This is a genomic window from Paenibacillus sp. JT31N17 (assembly GCF_056269255.1).
The window spans coordinates 1058438-1078925 of the sequence record NZ_JBWDNP010000001.1 but is presented as its reverse complement, the minus strand read 5'-3'; the positions used below and the strand labels follow the sequence as shown (position 1 = coordinate 1078925).

At 50.0% G+C, this 20488-nt stretch carries 18 protein-coding genes; 7 read left to right on the top strand and 11 right to left on the bottom strand.

Annotated elements, in window-relative coordinates; genetic code table 11:
- Positions 1–114 precede the first annotated feature (114 nt).
- From AC0YOB_RS04685 to AC0YOB_RS04675, 3 genes are read left to right on the top strand one after another with little or no spacing between them, the layout of a single operon-like run.
- Positions 115–1197 (top strand): GerAB/ArcD/ProY family transporter, encoded by a 1083-nt coding sequence (locus AC0YOB_RS04685; protein WP_475791768.1) that lies wholly within the window; start codon positions 115–117, stop codon positions 1195–1197.
- Entirely contained in the window at positions 1187–2632 is a 1446-nt protein-coding gene (locus tag AC0YOB_RS04680) for a spore germination protein (RefSeq protein ID WP_475791767.1), read from the top strand. The genes AC0YOB_RS04685 and AC0YOB_RS04680 overlap by 11 nt, the downstream gene beginning before the upstream one ends.
- Before the next feature lie 14 nt (positions 2633–2646).
- Positions 2647–3780: a Ger(x)C family spore germination protein gene (locus tag AC0YOB_RS04675; protein ID WP_475791766.1), complete on the top strand. Its 1134-nt coding sequence runs from the start codon at positions 2647–2649 to the stop codon at positions 3778–3780.
- Positions 3781–3923: 143 nt separating this feature from the next.
- Here the strand turns inward: AC0YOB_RS04675 and AC0YOB_RS04670 are convergent, their stop codons facing one another.
- Positions 3924–5783: an LTA synthase family protein gene (locus AC0YOB_RS04670; RefSeq protein WP_475791765.1), complete on the bottom strand. Its 1860-nt coding sequence runs from the start codon at positions 5781–5783 to the stop codon at positions 3924–3926.
- A gap of 212 nt (positions 5784–5995) precedes the next feature.
- Between AC0YOB_RS04670 and AC0YOB_RS04665 the strand changes: the two genes are divergently transcribed.
- The gene (locus tag AC0YOB_RS04665) at positions 5996–7111 is read left to right on the top strand and encodes a GerAB/ArcD/ProY family transporter (protein ID WP_475791764.1); all 1116 of its coding nucleotides are present in this window, start codon (positions 5996–5998) and stop codon (positions 7109–7111) included.
- A gap of 306 nt (positions 7112–7417) precedes the next feature.
- Here the strand turns inward: AC0YOB_RS04665 and AC0YOB_RS04660 are convergent, their stop codons facing one another.
- Both AC0YOB_RS04660 and AC0YOB_RS04655 read right to left on the bottom strand, forming a co-directional pair.
- A complete protein-coding gene (locus AC0YOB_RS04660) occupies positions 7418–8029 on the bottom strand; it encodes a nitroreductase family protein (RefSeq protein ID WP_475791763.1) in 612 nt (203 codons plus the stop codon).
- A 76-nt stretch (positions 8030–8105) separates the two neighbouring features.
- Entirely contained in the window at positions 8106–8978 is an 873-nt protein-coding gene (locus AC0YOB_RS04655) for a GNAT family N-acetyltransferase (protein WP_475791762.1), read from the bottom strand.
- Between the two features lie 305 nt (positions 8979–9283).
- Between AC0YOB_RS04655 and AC0YOB_RS04650 the strand changes: the two genes are divergently transcribed.
- The gene (locus AC0YOB_RS04650) at positions 9284–9982 is read left to right on the top strand and encodes a hypothetical protein (RefSeq protein WP_475791761.1); all 699 of its coding nucleotides are present in this window, start codon (positions 9284–9286) and stop codon (positions 9980–9982) included.
- Positions 9983–10152: 170 nt separating this feature from the next.
- Here the strand turns inward: AC0YOB_RS04650 and AC0YOB_RS04645 are convergent, their stop codons facing one another.
- From AC0YOB_RS04645 to AC0YOB_RS04625, 5 genes are all read right to left on the bottom strand, one after another.
- Positions 10153–11409 (bottom strand): cytochrome P450, encoded by a 1257-nt coding sequence (locus AC0YOB_RS04645; protein WP_475791760.1) that lies wholly within the window; start codon positions 11407–11409, stop codon positions 10153–10155.
- A gap of 302 nt (positions 11410–11711) precedes the next feature.
- The gene (locus tag AC0YOB_RS04640; RefSeq protein WP_475791759.1) at positions 11712–12506 is read right to left on the bottom strand and encodes a Nif3-like dinuclear metal center hexameric protein; all 795 of its coding nucleotides are present in this window, start codon (positions 12504–12506) and stop codon (positions 11712–11714) included.
- Between the two features lie 275 nt (positions 12507–12781).
- Positions 12782–13432, bottom strand: a complete 651-nt coding sequence (locus tag AC0YOB_RS04635; protein ID WP_475791758.1) for a succinate dehydrogenase cytochrome b558 subunit — start codon at positions 13430–13432, stop codon at positions 12782–12784.
- An 87-nt stretch (positions 13433–13519) separates the two neighbouring features.
- Positions 13520–14704: an NAD(P)/FAD-dependent oxidoreductase gene (locus tag AC0YOB_RS04630; protein WP_475791757.1), complete on the bottom strand. Its 1185-nt coding sequence runs from the start codon at positions 14702–14704 to the stop codon at positions 13520–13522.
- A 247-nt stretch (positions 14705–14951) separates the two neighbouring features.
- Positions 14952–15719, bottom strand: a complete 768-nt coding sequence (locus AC0YOB_RS04625; RefSeq protein ID WP_475791756.1) for a sugar phosphate isomerase/epimerase family protein — start codon at positions 15717–15719, stop codon at positions 14952–14954.
- Positions 15720–16118: 399 nt separating this feature from the next.
- On the opposite strand from AC0YOB_RS04625, the gene AC0YOB_RS04620 reads away from it, so the two are divergent.
- Together AC0YOB_RS04620 and AC0YOB_RS04615 are read left to right on the top strand one after the other, a co-directional pair.
- A complete protein-coding gene (locus AC0YOB_RS04620) occupies positions 16119–16826 on the top strand; it encodes an MBL fold metallo-hydrolase (protein WP_475791755.1) in 708 nt (235 codons plus the stop codon).
- 4 nt (positions 16827–16830) lie between these two features.
- Positions 16831–17400 (top strand): TetR/AcrR family transcriptional regulator, encoded by a 570-nt coding sequence (locus AC0YOB_RS04615; RefSeq protein WP_475791754.1) that lies wholly within the window; start codon positions 16831–16833, stop codon positions 17398–17400.
- On the opposite strand, the gene AC0YOB_RS04610 is transcribed toward AC0YOB_RS04615, so the two are convergent.
- The 3 genes from AC0YOB_RS04610 to mnmH all read right to left on the bottom strand — a co-directional run bounded on the left by AC0YOB_RS04610 (position 17388) and on the right by mnmH (position 20481).
- A complete protein-coding gene (locus tag AC0YOB_RS04610) occupies positions 17388–18158 on the bottom strand; it encodes an SDR family NAD(P)-dependent oxidoreductase (protein ID WP_475791753.1) in 771 nt (256 codons plus the stop codon). The two genes, AC0YOB_RS04615 and AC0YOB_RS04610, sit on opposite strands and share 13 nt — an antisense overlap.
- An 11-nt stretch (positions 18159–18169) precedes the next feature.
- A complete protein-coding gene (locus AC0YOB_RS04605) occupies positions 18170–19327 on the bottom strand; it encodes a cysteine desulfurase family protein (RefSeq protein WP_475791752.1) in 1158 nt (385 codons plus the stop codon).
- A 92-nt stretch (positions 19328–19419) separates the two neighbouring features.
- Positions 19420–20481 carry a tRNA 2-selenouridine(34) synthase MnmH gene (gene mnmH, locus AC0YOB_RS04600; RefSeq protein WP_475791751.1) on the bottom strand — a complete coding sequence of 354 codons (1062 nt, stop codon included), beginning with the start codon at positions 20479–20481 and terminating at the stop codon, positions 19420–19422.
- Positions 20482–20488: the final 7 nt, after the last annotated feature.

The window sequence follows — 20488 nt, the reverse complement described above, 5'->3', positions numbered from 1 at the left end:
GTTAGCCGGCATCATCCGGTTAACCTCGTTTTGTTTGCTGCATAAATTTCATGCGGCGGCAAATAATACCAATGACGTCCAGACGATCACAATGATCGGGGGAACAATTAAACCATGATTTCACAAAAGCAGCTGGTGTCTCTGCTGGTATTAATCATTTGCTTCAACAACTTCGGTGTTTTCAAAATGATGACAATGATCCATGGACAGCGGGATGCCTGGATTGGCGTACTCCTGTCGTCAATACCCGCCTTGATTTGGGCTTTCGTACTGGCCTGGATAAGTCATCGCATGTCCTCCATCACGGTTCAAAAATGGCTGAAACAACGTGCGGGCACATTGATAGCCATGGTGATTACGGCGGTTTTGGCGGTCATCCTGATGTTAAATCTGTATGTCAATATGACAGATATCGTGCATTGGGTCAACATATGGTTTTTGCCCAATACGCCAAACTTCATTGTTGTGCTCATCATCAGTGTTTCGGTATTGCTCGGCAGTTTGCTTGGGCTGCGTACATTGGCAATTGCTGCGGGCGTCCTGCTCCCGATCGTGGTCATACTCTTTGCGCTCCTGTTCTTCGGAATATTCAAATTCCTTCACTTTTATGAATTGGTTCCACTCCTGGAACGGGGTTGGATCCCGGTAAGAGGGTCACTATTATCCTCACTTGCCGGCATGTCGGATTGGTTTATCCTTATCGTCCTTGCCCCCTTCGTGAATACCGGAGCCAAAATCAATTTCAAAACCATTTATGTTCTTCTTCTTGTTCATGTCATCACGCTTGTTGTGCCAATCATCATTTCTCTTGGCGCTTTCGGGACTATTGAGTCCATTCAGCAGCGTACCCCCGTTTTCGAGCAATGGAGACTGGCAACCTTGGGCATCAATTTCTCGCATATCGACTCCCTGTCCATCATTTATTTTTTTTCAGTCAGTCTCATCCGACAATCTCTGTTGTTGTTTGCCGTTTGCTCGCTGATGCCGAGAAAGACAATGAGCCCTTCTGTTGGCGTCATGGCAGCCATATGGTTGGCCATCTCGTGTGTGTGCTTGATGTCCACCAATGATTTGAAATTTATTCAGCTTTCCGTTCGCTGGCATGATCTTGCGCTGGGTCTGGGAATGGGCGTTGCCGCAATGGCGTTCTTCATTTTAAGTTTCCGGAGATTGAAGGTGAAACCAGGTGCCGAATAAACTTCAAATTACGGAAGAAGCAGCCCGTTCTTTTTTTGCGCACTGCGAGGACGTTACTGTAAAAAAAGCTGCGTTGACAGACCACCCCGCTGAGGATGGTCCGTTTATTATGTACTGTGACGGGATGACCGACGATAAACAGATCAATGAGGTGATTTTGCCGCTACTTCACACTTTGTCTGAAAATCGGGAAGGAAAAATCCCTGTATGGATGGATGCGGAGCTGCTGGATCATGCAATCTCCTTCACCCGGATAGCGGAAGATATTTTTGCGGGCCATCTTGTGATCGTATTCCCCGACTCCGATCCTTTGGCTCTATCCGTTAATATCGCCAAGCGACCGGAAAGATCAACCGAGGAATCGAATACGGAATCCTCTGTCAAGGGACCCCGGGACGGCTTTACGGAACAGCTCAGCACAAATGTCGCTTTGATCCGTAAACGGCTGCGCTCCCCCAAGCTGGCCTATAAACGCTATGTCATCGGTACGAGAAGCAAAACCGAAGTAGGGCTTTTGTATTTTCAGGACTTGGTATCACCGGAGATTATTGAAGAGGCGCAGCGAAGGCTGCTTTCGATACATGCTGAAGGCCTGATTGGCTGCAATCAACTGGAAGAAGCATTGTCAGATTCCCCCTACCATTTACTGCCGCTGGTCGATTATATCGGCAGACCTGACTTTGCGGCTGAGAGTTTGCTAAACGGAAGGTTCGTCGTATTGATGGATGGGTCGCCAATGGCGATTATAGCCCCAATCAATATAGCAACCTTGTTAAAGTCGCCAGAGGATGAAACCATATCGTTCTATTTCGCCGCATTCCAGCGCATTATCCGCTACAGCGGACTGGTAGTTTCGTTATTTTTACCAAGCTTGTTTATTGCATTAACGGACTATAACATCGAACAAATCCCCCTTTCCTTTCTGGCCACCATAGCCATTTCCCGGATCGGAATCCCGTTTTCCACGCCGTTCGAAGCTTTTCTGATGGTAGGCATGTTTCAACTGTTCAGAGAAGCCGGTGTTCGGCTGCCAAAGGCGGTAGGCGGTACTGTGACGGTGGTGGGCGGTCTTATCGTAGGGGATGCGGCGGTTCGCTCAGGATTAACTTCTCCGACCATGATCGTCGTGATTGCGACAACCACGATCGCTTCGTATACGTTGGTTAACCAAACATTGGCCGGTTTCATTGCCATTCTCCGGATACTGCTGATGATTCTTTCATCGCTATTTGGAATGGTGGGATTTTATCTGGGGTTTTATTTAATTATCATTTATGCATCCTGGTGCAAATCATACGGTATGCCGATTCTTTCCCCTGTCTCTCCTTTCAAATCCCGGGATATCCTCGCAGGGCTCCTTAAAAAACCATGGAGCAGGAAGAGGAAGCCGCAGGATGTGCAAACCTATGTACCTGAAGGAGGCGGCGAGACTTGAAGGGGAAATGTAAAATGGCTGTCTGCATCCTCGTACTGGTGTTATCGACAGGCTGCTGGGATTCGAAAATCATTCAAAATTACATGTATATCTCGGCGCTCGGAATTGATTACAAGGATAAGGAATATACCGTTTACTTTCAGTTCATGGATCTTGCCGGGATTTCCAAATCGGAAGGCGGCAGTTCAAGCCCACCCAAAAACACCACATGGACTGGAAAAGCAGCGGGTCCGACCCTCAACATGGCTTTTTATAATATGATTAAACTATCACAGCAGCCTATTCTCTGGAGCCACATCAAAATGATGGTTTTCACGCCAGCTGCCTTGGAAATTGGAATAATGCCTCTGTCTAAGGGAGTAACCGGCCAAAGAGATTTACGTTATACTTCCCAGCTTTACGGTACACAAAGCAATCTGGAGGAATTGTTTTCTGTTTCCACAAATTCCAATACAACCCTGATCAATTCCTTGCTCATGAGACCTGGAATGGTTTTGAAGCAGTATTCCTATTTCAAGCCTGTGAACCTGCAGGACTTCCTGTTGAATGCGAATAAAAATTACGCCACCTTTGCCATACCGGTTGTTGCTATCAAGGAAGGAGCCTGGTCCAAATCGGACTCCGGCAAGGATCAATCTACCCCCGTAATTGACGGCGTCATGATGCTGAGCGGAGAAAAATATAGAGGTTCTTTTGACGGTGCGACGGTATCCGGTATGCGCTGGTTGAACACAAAAGCAGTCTTCGATCCCCTGCTGCTAAAGAAGGGCGACCGAAATGTTGCCATCCTGCAAATAGAAAGGCCGAAAGTGAAAATACAATTTGCCAACCTGGATAAGAAGCCTGCCTTCAGTCTGCATCTAAGGTTTTCAGCTACAGTAGTCGAGATGTTAAGCAGTGAGAATGAAGCCGAATTAAAACGGCTCGCTGAGCAGCAAATCAAAGCAGATATTCTGGACACATTCAAGGCGACAATCGTAAAAGACGTGGATTTGTTTAACGTGGAAGAAATTTTTCATAGAAAACATCAGAAGGAATGGAAGGAATGGTTTCAGAACAACCATTTCAGATGGAACAAGGATTCCCTGACATCCATAAACGTGACAATCAAATTAAAGCATGCCGGCACGAATTATTTGGGAGAATAAGTACCTGCACCGCAATAAACAAAAAACAGGACGTAGCGGCGCCAATGCCCTGCATCGTCCTGTTTTTTGTTTGGTCAAGCCGTTCAATACTGAAACGATCCAGCTTCGCTGGCCACATAACGGATTCATGGTCCATAGGCCGTCTATTGCTTCCGGTCAGGCAGCTGGATGACGTAGCTGTCGGACATATTCAGCAGCTTAAGCGCCCGGTCAAATTGATCCCGGGTAGCTTTGGAGGCGGAATCTCCGAGCCCGGGAACCGGATAATTGGATCCATCCTCGAACCCTTCGCCCGGCAGGAAGATCGACTGGTCGTTGATCAGCGAGCCGGAGGGCAAGTAATAGCGCTGAGGCAGCAGATTGGAAGTCTGGTTCAGCAGATCCTGTCCAAAATGAATGTGATCCGCAAGCGGCGCGCCGGTCAGATTGGATACCGTCGGCAGAATATCCGATTGCGCCCCTGTCTGATTGAATACCTCCGGCTTTGTGACCCCAGGAGAGGCGATAATAAGCGGAATGTTCATCATATCGGCATAGCTGTACTCATGGCCGTAAATTTCCTGCATCAGCTCCTTGTCGTCATGATGGAGCGAGTACATGGGAAGGCCCATATGATCGCCGTAGACGACGAGAACGCTGTTGTCCCAGACGCCGCGTTTTTTCAGATCGTCAATGAACAGCCCCACCGCGTAGTCGGCATAATTCTGCGCGCGGATATAATCGCCGACGAGCGTGCCCTCATACCGTTCGGGCAGCGTCATTTTGTATTTCCGTTCCGGAATGGTGAAAGGATGATGCGCCGTCATCGAGATGACCTGCGAGTAAAACGGCTTGCCGCTGTCGTTCATCCGCTCCAGCTCCCCGGCTGTCTTCGAGTACAACACCTCGTCCGATGAGCCGAAGAAAATGGTATCGTCAGTCCCGAAAAAGCTCTGGTCGTAATAATGCTCGAAGCCAAGCGCTTTGTACAGGTTGTTGCGGTTCCAGAATTCGATGACATCCGTATGGAAGGTCGCCGTCTGGTAGCCCTGCGAGGCCATAAGCTTCGGCAGGCTCGGCAGCTCCTTATTCGCGTACATCATCGTAGCCGGCCCCTGCGGCGGGATGTAGAAGGAAGTATTCACGACGAACTCGGCGTCTGACGTGTTGCCCTCCCCCACCTGCTGGAAGAAATGCGGAAAGTAAAAGTTGTCATGAGCCAGCTTATTCAGATTCGGCGTTATTTCCTGCCCGTCGATCTTGAGATCGATCAGGAAGTTCTGGAACGATTCCAGCTGCAGAATAATAAGATTTTTACCTTTAGCGGCGTTCCAGTACTGCGGGACAGCTGGCTCCTGCACATTCTTGAGCTTGTCGATGCTTTCCTGCGTAATCTCCTGCGGATCGATGATTTCTTCATTGTTCTTGGCGAACAGCGAGTATACCTCATAATTCAGAATACCCATGTCCTCGGCTTTGACGATTTCGTTCATGCTGGCGCGGTTTGGGTAGATGCTGAAGAAGCAGAGAACCAGAGACACCACGAACAGAACCGTAGCCGCCTTCCGGTTCACGCCGCGCGTCGCAATCCGCTTCCATATTTGCGCTGTCTTTTTGCGGAACAAGACGAAGCCAAGGACGATAATATCCAGAAAGATAAGCAGATAATAAGGATCAAGAAGCGAGAAAGAGCTGTTCTTCACCGCCGTGACTTGATTAACCTGCTCCAGGGCATGATAGGTAACGATGACGCCATAATATTTGTAATACATAATAACCGCGAAAATAATCGCTGTCACGAACAGGTTGGCCGTCATATAAAGCCCGAGCTTGCGCTTGACGGCAAACATCTCGATCACGCAGAACAAGAGCCAGAAGAAGGGCAGCTCCGTCACCAGCATCTTCCACGAAAGCCCCCCGTCGAAAATCGAAAAATAGGCAATCGCGCTTTTTAACAGCAGAATAATTGTAAAAAAAATGAACGGTCTAACGCGCAGAAGGCGCGCAGGATTGAAAAAAGACACAGAATACTACCTTCCTTTCAGTCGCCCTATGATGGCAGCATAAAAAATAAATAGGACCTGAGCAGTCTATTAATAGAATCCATTATGATCCTTCTGATAGAGGATGTCAAAGTGAACAACCTCCACATTTGTCTGCATCTGCATAATATCCGCCTGCCGGCAAATAATATCAATATGCGAGAGAACAGATCCATAGAGGGGGCCAGATAAGCATGAATCATAAAGATTTTGTGAGCCCTTCTCAAATGGCATTGCTGCTGCTTGCCTTTACCCTTGGCTCCTCCATCGTCTTTATTCCAAATCCGGTCATCCACGCTGCCGGCAATAGTGCCTGGATCTCTGTCGTCATCTCCGGAGCAGCTGGCATTCCCGGACTTATCAGCGTTCTTTATCTGTACCGGATCTATCCGGACAAATCCTCCATCCAATATCTGGGAGATATCTTCGGCAAATGGATCGGTACGGTTTTTGCCGTCCTGATGCTGCTTGCAATCGTGCGAATGACCGCCAATATTGTCATAGGAGTGGGCGCTTTCTTTACTACCACCATGATGCTGGGTACTCCTATATATGAGTTTCATGTCCTCATTCTTCTTGTTTCCGCGCTCACGGCGCTGTCCGGAATTGAAGTGACTGTCCGGTTATTCAATCTGTTCCTCCTGGTAATGCTGGCTACGATCATCATCATTTTGCTTTTTGGTATGGGGAACTACCATCCGGCTAATTTGCTCCCTCAGTTCACGGGCAGCATATCGCCTATTTTGCATGGCGCGATCATCAATTTCGGTTTTCCCTATTCAGAGATTTTCACATTTTCCATACTGCTTTATTTTGTGCGTCCTGCCAAGAATGAGTCGCTTGGCAAATTTCTGTTTTCCGTATACGCCCTCAACATGTTGATTTTTATCCTGGTCGTCTTATGCGCCACTATGACGTTTGGAAGCGGAGCAGGCAATCGTAATTTCACCTTGTACGTGATGGCACGCGTGACTCATATTTCCGGTTTTGTCGAAAGGAGCGACGCGATTGCCGGTATTACGCTGATTGCAGGATCCTATATTAAAGCAACAATCGCTTTAGTTTCGCTCAGCTCGGGGATCGCTCATCTTTTGAAGCTGAAGGACAGCAGGTCCGTCATCCTTCCCCTGGTATTGCTGCTGCTATTTATGTCACTGACCACGTACTCGACGCAAATGGAATCCAGTATAACGTGGTATCTCATCGTGCCTGCTATCAATATGTGCGCTACAATCCCCATTATTCTGGCGGCGGTTACCGCCATGATCAAGCGCGTCTTCAGGAAGGAGGGCAAAAATGAATACCGCTGAGGAGTGACGTGACGGTGATGAAGACTGCGACGGATCCGGGGGCTGGATTCAGAAGCTGGCGATGTCCTAAGGGGCTTCGGCTTTCGGAGGGGCTGGCCGACGTGAAAACGGATCTGACCGCATCCAGCCGCAAAGCAAAAACAGGACAAAGCTGCGGCAATCGCCCTGCTCTGTCCTGTTTCTGGTCATATCTGATTCACAGTCAATTTCATAGTCATGCCCTGTTCCATATGAAAGACCGGTTTGATCCTTATTCATGTGGCTTTATCAGCCCCGTGTTGGGCTTTGCGGATGGGACTTGCCGCTTCAGGATCCTGCTTTGCCTTCAAAAACGACTTCGCTCAGCGGCTTGCGGCCATTAGGCACTTCCCTGAGCCGGACCGCTTCCGGCAATTCGTTTTTGTCTCCCTGATAGCCAATGGCTATCACGGCATGCAGCTCGTAGTTGTCCGGGATCTGTAATGCTTCCCGCGCCGCCTGACGGTCGAAACCGCCTATCGCATGAGTGGACAATCCCTTCAGGGTCGCCTGCAGCGCCAAATATCCCCAGGCGGTTCCGCTGTCGAAGGCATGAGCCCCATTGGGATCGCCGTTTTCACGCAGCTTATCGGAGGCAATGACAACAAGCACAGGCGCACTGGACGCCCAGGTTCTGTTGAAATCGTTAAGGAAGCCATGGAACACGCGCAGCTGCTCCTCCGTCTTCGCCACAATGAAGCGCCATGGCTGGTCATTATAGGAGGACGGCGCCCAATGGGCCGCTTCGAGCAGGGTGTTCAGATCCTGTTCGGACACTTGCCGGCCGGAAAAAGCACGAGGAGACCAGCGGTTCAAAAACAAAGGGGCAAGCTCATATTCCGATTTCCGATTTGCTTGGACCTCCTCGGTAAGCGAGTCGACGATTTGATAATTGCTCATTGCTTAAACACACCTTTCCAATGGGAATTTGTCTAATTACATTTGTATTTTATCACATATGGGAGCGGGAGAAGGCTTAAAGTTGGTACGAATAATAATCTTGCGCATGTACCGCCTTGAATCCCACAGATTCATACAATCCGAGAGCATGGTTGTTTTTCGTTTCAACCTCCAGGTGTACCGAATGACCGGTTGACCGTTGATCCTGTATGACCCGGCGCAGCACTGCTCTGCCTATTCCCCTGCCCCTCTGATCAGGCAAAATGGAAAATCCATAGATCCACGCCTGCCCATCTTTCCGGCTCACACGAATTTTCCCTACTGTCTTATCGTTCACCTCAATCATAAACATATCGGTTTCTTCGTCGCCCTCAACCCTGCTTTCCATAGCTTGGGCATCTGCTTCGTCAATTCCGAACCCTGTGACCGATAAATGCACGCGCATGTCAAAATCCTCTGCTGCCGCATGCCTGAGAGCAACCCCCTCAGCGGCATCCAGCGGCCTTTCCTGCCACTCCATCTGATGTTCGGAAAACGCATAAACAGCACCTTGTTTCTCTAGAAAGGCTTTTGCCGTATCCGACCCTGCAGGAGCATTCAACAATATTTTTCTGTATCCGTTATGCCTGGCTGTTTCCATTCCCTGCCGGAACAATTGCTGGAAATAGCCCTTCCGTCGTTCACCAGGCTTTACCATACCACATACTTCGACTGTGGAACCAAAAGGGTACATACCAAGAAACGCCGCAAGCTTGCCATTCTCATACTGAATAAAATCAAGCTGATCCCCTTCCCGATTTCTCAGCATTCCCCAATTAAGTTTAAGCTGCAACTGATCATGCGTTTCACATTCGTGCTGCAGTTGTTCAATCTCTTGCAATTGCTTTGTCGTTAACATTATATTCTCCTTGTTAATGGATTTTAAATAAGGACTGGTTAATGTACTCATTCCGCTGGCCTTCTAGCTAAATTAATACAAGTTACTTGAATTAGCAAGAGGAGCGAATGACAAATGCAACATGATTTATTATTCGATTTTTCCAGGATACAGAAGCAGTGAAAAATTCATAAGCTGCCGGGCAAGCCATGAAGTCAGATATACTCAACATCCATATCGGGTTCTGACCTCTCTATGCTGTTCAAGCAAGCCGGGGTGTCAAGCAGCATTAACCCAATTTATATAGGCTAGTGTCGCTGGTCATTCGCTGGGCATAAGATATCCCATTAGAAAATTCGATTACTGGAGGAAATGATATGGCTTTTAATTCATTTGATCATCCTGCGAACTTTTGGTGGAACCGCAGCATCCTTGGCGGCATTCTCGGCGGCGGCTTCCCTGGCGGCATTCTCGGTGGAGGGTTCCCCGGCGGCATTCTCGGCGGCGGCTTCCCGGGTGGATTTCCCGGCGGCGGCTTCCCCGGCGGCGGATTTCCTGGCGGCGGATTTCCCGGCGGCGGATTTCCCGGCGGCGGATTTCCTGGCGGCGGATTTCCCGGTGGTGGCTTTCCCGGCGGCGGATTTCCCGGTGGCGGATTTCCCGGTGGCGGATTTCCCGGCGGCGGATTTCCGGGGCATGGCTTCCCGGGTGGAGGCTTCCCCGGCGGCGGATTTCCCGGCGGGGGCTTCCCGGGGCATGGCTTCCCGGGTGGAGGCTTCCCCGGCGGCGGATTTCCCGGCGGCGGATTTCCCGGTGGCGGATTTCCCGGCGGCGGATTTCCCGGCGGCGGATTTCCCGGCGGCGGATTTCCCGGTGGAGGCTTCCCCGGCGGCGGATTTCCTGGCGGCGGATTTCCTGGCGGCGGATTTCCTGGCGGTGGCTTCCCCGGCGGATTTCCCGGTGGCGGAGGCCCTGGCAGGTATCTCCCCAGCGGAGAGGAATTAGATAAACAGGTTGAAGAACCTGTTCTTAGGGAGCAACAACCCGGCACTCGTTTAACTGCGCCCATCCTATAATAAAGACACCTGTTTCGAATGGTTGTGAAGGCTCGTCGCTCTCACATCGACCATGGAACAGGTGTTTTCCTTACATATGCTGAAGAAAAATAGATTTTAATTAATGTACATAATATTTAATATAATTAATTTTTAATCCAATTAACTATATCCTCTAAAAATGGAAGTCCTCACTTTCGTCTGATATGACTCATCTCGAAGCCGCTTCCAGGTATTGATGGCATCCGTCTCAAACTATACCTTAACTTCTGCTCAGGAACTTCAAATTCAATTTTGTTAACCAGGAAATCCAGGCTCGCCTTCATGATTTCGACTGTTACGCCTTCGCCCGGGCAGCGATGACCCTTATCAGGATCGCCTCCGCCCTGGGGAATAAATTCAAACCAGCCGCCTTTCCATTCCTTAAATCTCTCCGGCCGGAATTCTTCCGGGTTACTCCAGATTCTGGCGTCATGATTGATACCGTAAATATCAAGAATGGCAAGGGTTCCCTTCTTGAATTCACAATGATTCCATATAAAGTCCTCACGCACCCTTGCCCCAAGTATAGGGACAAACGGGTAGTAGCGACGAACTTCCTGTGTGAACATTTCCAGATCGTCCCCGCTGCCGGAGCGAAGCTTTTCTTTCCATTCCGGATGCTTATACAGCGCTAAAGCTGAAAATGTGATAAAGGTTGCTATCGCTACAATCGGCCGCAATACGTTTATGAGTTCTACTGCAGCTATTTGGGTGTCCAGCTGGCTTCCGTCAAGCGCCTTGTAGAACGATATCGAATAGAGGGCTGAGTCCTCCTCAGCCTTCAGCTTCCCTGCCCGGACATCTTCAATCAACGATCTGATCCAATCCTCAGTCCGGTTTCTTGCCAGCCTTCCTCTCAAGTGACGCAGGCCGACCGCTCCAAAAGCATCAACCATCGCACTGAAGTCGTTTGCCCTTCCTTTAACTTCTGATTCCTGCAGCGGAACACCTGCCCAAATGCAAGCTGTCCGGCATAGAATTTCCTTCGCTTCTTCAAAAAGCACCACTTTATCGGCGCTTTCCCACTTGCTGGAGGCAGTCTGCCACTCCTCCATGGCAAGCTCGGCAAGCCTTTTCTGATGCGGCGGTGTCAAGAGTGATAAAAAAAGCAGCCTGCGGTGGATATGCGCTTCGCCATCCATTGTCTGGACGCCATTCGCGCCAAACAACGATTCCTGCAGACGCTTGGGCAAGGCGCCTTTGCGCAGAAACCGTTCCGGATCGTAAAACACTTTCACCGCTTCTTCTCCGCTCATGCAGATAACCTTCTGTCCGAGCAAATGCGTTACAAATATATCGGACTTATATTTCTCCATCCGATTCGGAATGAACAAATAACCTTCCCGCATCAGCGCAATCGTGTGATCAAGACCATGCTCATGCGGAACCTGCTCTTTCGTTAACATAATCGGTTCATCTCCTGAATTTCGAGTAAGCGGCCCCAACGCTGCTGCACTCCATTGTTTTCCTTGATATTTTGTTATACCCCACCCCGCCCGGAAATTATTCATGATCGGAGCATCCGATCGTTATAAAGAAAGCTAAGAAAAAGCGGCTTCGCCGCCCCTTGTGGGCATCGATAGCATCTTCCTCGAAAATATCAGAAAGGGATAAGACGTCTATCTTCGGACATTCCAAAAAAAAACGATACCATAAACGGCATCGTCCTTGAATGTATCCCTTTGGCCTGCTGAATATCGGGCTGTCATCAAATGCGCTGAACCGCAACCGGGCTCTCCATGAAGGCTACCTGAAGCTCGGGGAATGCCTCGTGCAGTATTCCCACAACGGTCAGCATGCCAGCCTCCTCGCTCTTCTGATGCCCGGTAATGATCAGCGCTTTTGCAAGTCCCATATCGGCAGCGTCCCTTACATATTCATTCGTCTCCCATTCATTCGTCTCGCCAACGATCAGCAGATCGATATCCCGGCTTCCAAGAAATTCGATATGCCGGCGGCCTCCGGGCGCTCCGGGCATCAGCCCAAACCGCCTCACCGGCAAATCGGGATCTCCGGCTATGAGCATGCTGTCTATGCCAAGCCTGCTTTTCATATGCGAGGCGATGCTGCGGACTGTGTGCCGCTCGCTCGAAGGAGGCGTAAGCAGATTTATTTCTGCCGGATCCGAGTATGCTTCCCACTCCAGCTTCTTCAGCATTCCGGTGAGAATGCCGTCCGGTTTGTAGGAATGGACATAATCATGCAGCCGGAAGATTGCAACGCCCGATTCCTCGATAAGCGCACGTTTTCTCTCATAAACCGCATTCCCGCTAAGCCAGGCACCCTCATCCGTATGATTGTAATAGGTCGGTTCATGAGTAATGATCAGATCGGCGCCTGATTCAACGGCCTGCTTGATGATCGCATAAGTGGTCATGAACACAACAGCCACTTTCCGGACCTCGGCATCCATGCGCCCGCTCTTCAGCGTATCGACGGTCGGATCGAGACGGCCGACAGGGCCCTTGAGCCGATCCAGCACCATCTGTACAGTAATGGTCATAATGAATTCCTCCTTGGAATAATTGCTTATTTAAGTAGTTTACGTTTTTTGGCCCATGATAAGCAAGGGCAGGTCAGCTTAGCCCAACACGAAACGGCTGAAGCCGTTCTTAGGCGGCTTAGGCCAGTTCCTTCCCACGGAAATATAGCAAGTATGGAGGGATTTTATACCTGCTTATAATACAAAAAAAAGCCGCCCTTAGGGCAGCTTTTCAGATGACAATAATTTTCAGACATGATGGAAGCCCCCGTTCCGGAGACGGTTCCCTGTCCGCATCATGCCAAAGCAGCCGCTTCTTTGAATTCATCGCCCGTGAAAGCAACGAGGGAAAGAATGAACAACGCCGACAGAAGCACGAATACGGCCATGCAAATAAAAGAAGAGATCTTTTGCGCTCGCGGGGTAATCGTGATGCCCCAACTGATCAGAAAAGCCCATAAACCGTTGCTGAAATGGAATACCGCCGACAATACGCCGATAACGTAAATGACAAAGAACGCCGGATTCGTGGTGATTTGATGCATCGTCGAACCAAGTTCCTCATGCGTGATATTGCCCAGGTAAACTTGAAAACGGATATTATAAAAATGCCAGCACACGAAAATAAACGTAATTACACCGGTAATACGCTGCACCGTGAAAGCCCAATTTCGTCCGTACGGATATTGCCCCGAATTCAGATTGGACTGATAGGCCATGTACAAGCCATAAATGCCGTGAAACAAAATCGGAAGATAGATCACAATAAACTCAAGCACTGGCAAAAGCGGCAGGCTGTTGATGAAATGCACTGCGCCCGCGAATCCTTCAGGCCCGCGCTCAAACGCTTGATAATTAGCCAATGTGTGTACAAGAATGAAGCCCCCGAGCGGAATGACCCCAAGCAGCGAGTGCAGCTTGCGCCAATAGTACGAGTTTCCTTTCATTTTCCTATTTCTCCTTTATAGAGGCTGCTTCCCTTTTCGCAAGATTCAAAAGGGGTCTGAATAGAAGGATGACAACTTCATTGCTCTTTACTTCAGCATGCTTGCCGCGTCCCAGATATATTTTTTTATACGCCAGCCAAGCTTGCCTGTTATAACAAAGTCGATTCCCCATTTTTGTGCCCAGGTCAATCCTTTCCCAGGACCCAAACCAATGCAGAACGCATCCATATAACTGGTGTGCACAGGTGCGGAAAGTCCTTCAAGATCAGCCGCCAAAATCTTGCCGAGCCTTGCCGCTTGGGCGATCGCTTCCTTGCAGGTCATCCCGTCTGCCCGCCCGGTGTGCGGATCTACAACTTTGGCACAGTCGCCGATGCTGTATACCCCTTGCATGCCTTGGACCCGATAGCTTGAATCAATTACCACATACCCTTCCCCAGTGACCGGCAGGCCAATTTTACTCAGCATTGGGTTGGGCTGCAGCCCCAATGTCCATACGCATAAACCGACAGACTGCGTCTCACCGCTGGCCAGTGTTAGTTTCCCCCCCGTTTCCCGGAGCACCCGGCTCCCGTGGACGACCTTTACTCCACTATCCAGGAGCAAACGCTCCAATTTCACTCCAACCTTGGCAGGGCCCTCCGGAAAAAGCCTTTTATTCGTATTGTATAAGTTGATTTTCACCTTATAAAGATCAAGTCCGAGCTGCTCGGCATCTTTACGAACATAATAAGCCATCTCAGAGGCCGTCTCCATACCGCTTATGCCTGCTCCCGCGATGGCAACGGTCATCAATCGATCACGCTCTCCCGGATTGGCTTCCGTCGCAGCCAGTTTCAAATTTGCACGCCAAATGTCCCGGATTTTCAGCGCGCTGTCCATTGTCGCAAGCGGCAGCCCCCCTTGCTCGGGGTCGGGCTGCCGGACGACGCTGCCGGCAGCTACGACGAGCATGTCATAGTTCATTGCATGCTCTGTTCCGGCTGCATTACGGAGCAGCAGCTTTTTCTCTCCCGCTTCGATATTCACAACTGCAGCCTGTACAATTTCTACCCCTTCGGGAAACAGTTTTGCAAAAGGGATCTTGATGTCTTCATTCGTCACTGCTGGCCTGAACAGCAGTACCTTGCGCAGATGATAAGGATTCTTGTCGATCAGGACGAGCCGGAGCCGATGTTTTCCTGATTCATCCCTGAATGCTTTGCGAATCTCCTTCACCGCATGAATGCCCGCATGTCCGCCGCCAACGACGACGCATGTCAATTCTTTCATCTTAATCACTCCTTAAATGCGTTTGCAGATAAAACGATACAGGAGTAATTTTTGTGACATTTATGACGATAGGTTTTAAATAAAAAAAATATGGCGAAATATTTGGTATATAATGGGATTTTATATGTACAGGAGAAGAAAAGTGAGGGAGTCTGCTGACCGTTCGCTGCTGAGGAGGCAGGGATACGGCTAAAAGATTGGCGCCCTGCAATTTAGAGCTGCAGAGCACCAATCATTTGAATCTCGTCTACTTGCTGAAAACCCGTTTCATAAAAGCCAGGCTTGCTGCGAACTCTGTGTCGGGATCATTGACCTTGCATTCCGCCGAGATCATGCCGCTGTAACCGGCAGCCTGCAGGGAAGCTGCAAATTCGGCGTAAGGATATTGACCCGTCCCCGGAGAGAGACGCCCCGTATCGGCCAGATGGATATGGGCGAGCCAATCCTTGTTATGGATGAGCGTATCGAGAGGCTCATTCTCCTCATCCATATGATAAAAATCAGCCAACACCCGAATGGAAGGATGATTCACCTGTTTGGCGAACATGACCGCTTCGGATACGCTGCCCACAATGTTGGACTCCTTCGAATTCAGCGGTTCAATAGCAAGCGTGACGCCGGTTCCGGCAAATTCTGCGGCAATCCATTCCAGCAATTGCACAAACTGCTCCTCCGCTTGCTGGCGCTCCCAGCCGTCGGGGATATTGCGGGAGCGCCCGCTGCCGAGTACGGCGATTTCCGCGCCGACTCTGCTCATGGCAGATGCGGCTTTATGGATATAACGCTGAATGCGGTTTACATCCACTTCCGGACCTACGACTTTAATATCGCCTGGAAAAAAAACATTGAATGCCCGGACCGGAATCGGACTGTCCGCATAGACGGGAATCTTCTCGGCCGCTGCAGCCTCGTTTTCCAAATCAAGCGATACCAGCGCGCATTCGATATAATCGAAGCCCAGCCGCTTAAGTCTCTCTCCTTCCTCAATACCACTGCACCAACCAAATGTGTACATATTTTCCCTCCTATTATGAAAGCGTTTCAGTATAAGCTTACTTCGAAATGTCCAGGTTAACAATATTAATTATACTGCAACCGTTAGCTGCGGGTTTTCGCAGCTCGGTTGTCAGTAAAGCAACCGGGTAGCTGTGGGTTTTCGCAGCTCGGTTGTCAGTTATACTGCAACCGGTACCTGCGGGTTTTCGCAGCTCGGTTGTCAGTTATACTGCAACCGGTAGCTGCGGGTTTTCGCAGCTCGGTTGTCAGTTATACTGCAACCGGTAGCTGCGGGTTTTGCAGCTCGGTTGTCAGTAAATCCGCACCGGTAGCTCTACGGCAAAAAATAATTTGCACAAACTAATGTTAAATGTTAATATACTAACATCATTAGTTTTAGAGAAGGAAGTGTTGAGTCATGCGGATTCTTAAGTATGGTACAGTTTATCAATTAACATTTTTACCCCGTGCATTTCCTGTTAATTGTTATTTGGTGGAGGAAGAAACGGAGCTGACTTTAGTCGATGCCGGAATGCCTTTCAGCATCAAAGGCATTCTGGAAGCAGCGGCAGGGATCGGCAAGCCCCTCACCCGGATTGTTCTTACGCATGGGCACGGGGATCATGTCGGCGCTCTCGATGGCTTGAAACAGGCCTTGCCCGAAGCCAAGGTGTATATATCTGCACGCGATGCCCAGTTATTGGCCGGCAATAAATCCTTGCTTCCCGGTGAACCACAATCGCCGATTCGCGGAAGTGTTCCCAAATCCATCCGGACGAAACCCGATGTCCTGCTCGAAGAAGGCGACCGCATTGGGTCGCTTCAAGCCATCGCGACACCCGGACATACCCCCGGACATATGGTCTTCATCGATGTGAGGAATAATGCGCTCATTGCCGGCGATTCCATGCAGACCCGTGGCGGCGTCGCTGTCTCCGGCAAAGTAAAATGGCGGTTCCCCTTCCCGGCCATGGCAACCTGGAACAAGCAAGCTGCCCTGGTCAGCGCAAGAAAAATGCAGGCATTATCTCCATCTCTGCTGGCTGTAGGCCATGGCAATGTCATTGTGAATCCTGCTTCAGAACTGGATCAGGCGATCCAACAAGCCGAGAAAGCATGGAGGTGATACGATGGCTGCCCGCCCTGGCATCAATAAAATGGTTGTGCTGCAAGCTGCAATAGAGCTTGCAGATGAAATGAGTCTCGAACAAATTACATTGGCGCTTATCGCCCAAAAATTAAAAATAAAAACCCCCTCGCTTTATAACCACGTGGAGGGCATGCCCGGCCTTCGCCGGGAACTGGCGCACTGGAGTCTCGGCCAGATGAAGGAATATCTTGCGGACGCGGCTATCGGCGTATCCGGCGAGGATGCATTGATGGCGATGGGACTTGCTTATCTGGCTTTTGCCCGCAAGCATCCCAGCCTGTATGAGGCCTCCTTTTGGGCACCTGAGCGCAATGATGCTCATGCAGTCAAACTGGGCGAGGAGATCATCCATTTAATCCTTCGCGTTATGGAGGTGTATGAGCTGTCCGAGGATGAAGCACTTCATGCGGTTCGGGGACTGCGAAGCATTTTTCACGGATTTGTTTCCCTGGAGATCAATAAAGGTTTCGGTCTTGCCCTTGACCGTGATCAAAGCTTTCGCTATATCCTCCGAACCTTCCTTAGCGGATTAAAGTGTCAGAAGCCATAAATCGTCATGCCTCCATCGACGTATAGCGTCTGCCCTGTCATGTAGGCCGCTGCGTCGGAAACAAGAAAGACGGCTGGCCCAACCAAATCCGGCAGCTCACCGATCCGCTTCATCGGCGTACGGGACAGCACGTCCTGCAAGAAGACTTCATCGGACAGAATTTTTTCTGTAAGCGGCGTTTTAAAGTACCAGGGACCGATGGCGTTGATGCGAATACCGTATTTCCCCCACTCCAGCGCGAGGATTTTGGTCATTTGGATCAGGGCAGCCTTCGTTGAGCCGTAAACGACCCCCGTGCGCAGCGCAACATGGCCGGCGACGGATGAAATATTGACGATCGATCCGCCTCCGGCCGCTTTCATATGCTCCCCAACCATCTGCGAGAGAAAAAACGCCGATTTTAAATTGGTTTGCATGATCGTATCCCATTCATCCTCGGTAACTTCCAGCGCGGGGGTGCGGATATTCATACCGGCATTATTGATCAGAATATCGATTTTTCCTGCCCAGGCTTCCGCTTCCCTAACGGCTTCCCTCAGACCCGGCTGGTCCTTCAAATCAACCGGCAGCGTCAGCGCCCGGCGTCCAAGCGATTCAATGATTTTTGCCGTACGCTTCAAATCCTCCGGCGTACGCGCCATCAGCGCCACATCCGCTCCAGCCTCTGCCAGCCCGACGGCCAGGGCTCTTCCGATGCCGCGGCCCGCTCCCGTAACGATTGCTTTTTTTCCCTCTAATTGAAATGACGGCAAATACATTTGATTTCCTCCTATTCTCTCTCCAACAGGCGTTCCTTGATTAATGCGGATGCATGCTTAATTTCATCGATGGTCGTATAACGGCCAATCGAGAATCTTACCGTGCCGGCCGCGATATCCGGAGACACGTTCATCGCTTTTAGAACAGGAGATATATTCGCATCTCCCGTATGGCAGGCTGAACCCGTAGTAGAGGCAATTTCCGGTACCCGATCTAATAGCTCTTGACCTGTTTTCCCGATAAAACTGATATTCAACGTATTGGGCAGCCGTTCCTCCGGATGTCCATTCAGAACGACTTGATCATGAAATGCATCTGATAATTTCCTCCAGAGCAGGTCATTCAATTCTTTGATTCGAATCTGATCGTTAAGTGCCGCAGCAAGCTCTGCCGCTTTGCCCAAGCCGACAATATTGGGAACATTCTCGGTGCCGGCCCGTCTGCCGGATTCGTGATTCGCGCCGTGCATATGTGGTGTCAGTTCAGTGCCTTCTTTTACGAATAACGCACCGACTCCTTTTGGCGCATACATCTTATGACCAGCAATTGTGATGAGATCAGCCTGAAGTGCGTCCGCTTTGACAGCAATTTTCCCTGCAGATTGTGCAGCATCCGAATGGAGCAGAACGCCCCTGCTGCTAGTGATTTTGGCAATCTCAGGAATGGGTTGAATGGTTCCCGTTTCATTATTCGCATGCATCACGGAAACAAGAATCGTGTCTGCTGTTATGGCGGCAGCGATATCGTCCTGATGGACGCGCCCGTACTGATCCACGTCTACATAGGTAACGCGTGCCCCTAGGGATTCCAGGAAGGCGCACGGACTCAGCACCGAAGGATGTTCGATTTTCGTCGTGACAATATGATTTCCGCGGTGGCGGCTGGCAAAATAAGCACCTTTGACAGCAAAATTATTCGATTCGCTGCCGCCGCTCGTGAAAACGATCTCCTGCGGCTTGCATCCGAGCAGGCCCGCTACCCGGCTTCTGGCAAGATCGACGGCATCTTTGATTGTATGCGTTGCCCAATGAGAAGAAGAAGGGTTCCCGTAATGGTTCTGTAAATACGGGAGCATTTCATCCAGCACTTCCTGATCGATTGGCGTGCTTGCATTATAGTCGAAATAATAGCGGTTCTGTCCGGTCCCGTTTTGCACGACTGCCGTCATTCCTATCCCCCTCCTCAATCCGAAAAGCCCAGCCCGATTGCCCCGTTCTTAAGAATTCGGGCTAGGCTAAGTCCATGCTGCCTGCTACCTTCTTACTTTTCATTCAATTGTAATTGAACGCTCATAGCCTCGCTTATAATCTCTTCAATTTGGGTCATAGCGTCATCTACCGATGCAGCCTTCACGTAAGAAGTGACTTCTTCCTCATGAGTGCTCGAGGAATGGGAATACATAGGATCATAGTAATGAACAAGAAGCAGTTCCACTGCCGCTGCATACTGCTCATTCATCAGGCAGGATTCAATTTCCGCTGCGACAGGTGTATGGATTCTCGATTTTATTTGCTTGAAGGCCCTCATACATGCCTCAGCATTCTCCCAAGGCTTATAGTCTTCGATAATTTGCCGTACACGAGCTTCAAGCGGGAGCTCGACTTGAATGTGGTGCCCGCTTGCACGCCTGTCCATAATGAGATCCGGGAGGGTAATTTTCCCGATGCGTCTGCTCTCCGCTTCGAACAGCATATAAGCAGGCTCGCTGTATGCGCGCAAATCATCCATAAGCAGCGCATCAAATGTTTTTTGATTATGGGCTTTTAATCCGATTTCCCCGAATATGGAGCCTCTGTGGCCGGCTAAACCCTCGAGATCAAGAACCGGATAGCCTTTATCCTTTAATTTTCGCAATATAGAGGTTTTTCCGCTGCCTGTATTCCCATGAATAACAAAAGCCTGCTGATCCAGCTGCAGCGTATTTAATTGCTCTACGACCCACTGCCGATAGGCGCGATAACCGCCTGTCAACCGATAGGCATGTATCCCCATCAGAGACAGCAGCGTCGCCGTGGTTTTACTGCGCATCCCGCCCCGCCAGCAGAATACCGATTTATTCTGGGGAATTTCAGCAAATTGCTTAATGAAAGCAGGCAGTTTGGCAGATACGATTTCCAGACCTCTTTCCTTTGCTGCCTGTACGCTGACCTGCTTATAAAGCGTACCGATTTCTGCGCGTTCCTGGTCGTCGAACAAAGGAATGTTCAGGCTGCCGGGAATCGTCGCGTCGGCATATTCCGAGGGAGATCTCACATCAATCATGACGAGCTCCTTCCGGTCCCGATAGGCCGACCATTCCTCAATCGTGATGTCTTGAAACATGTTTTTA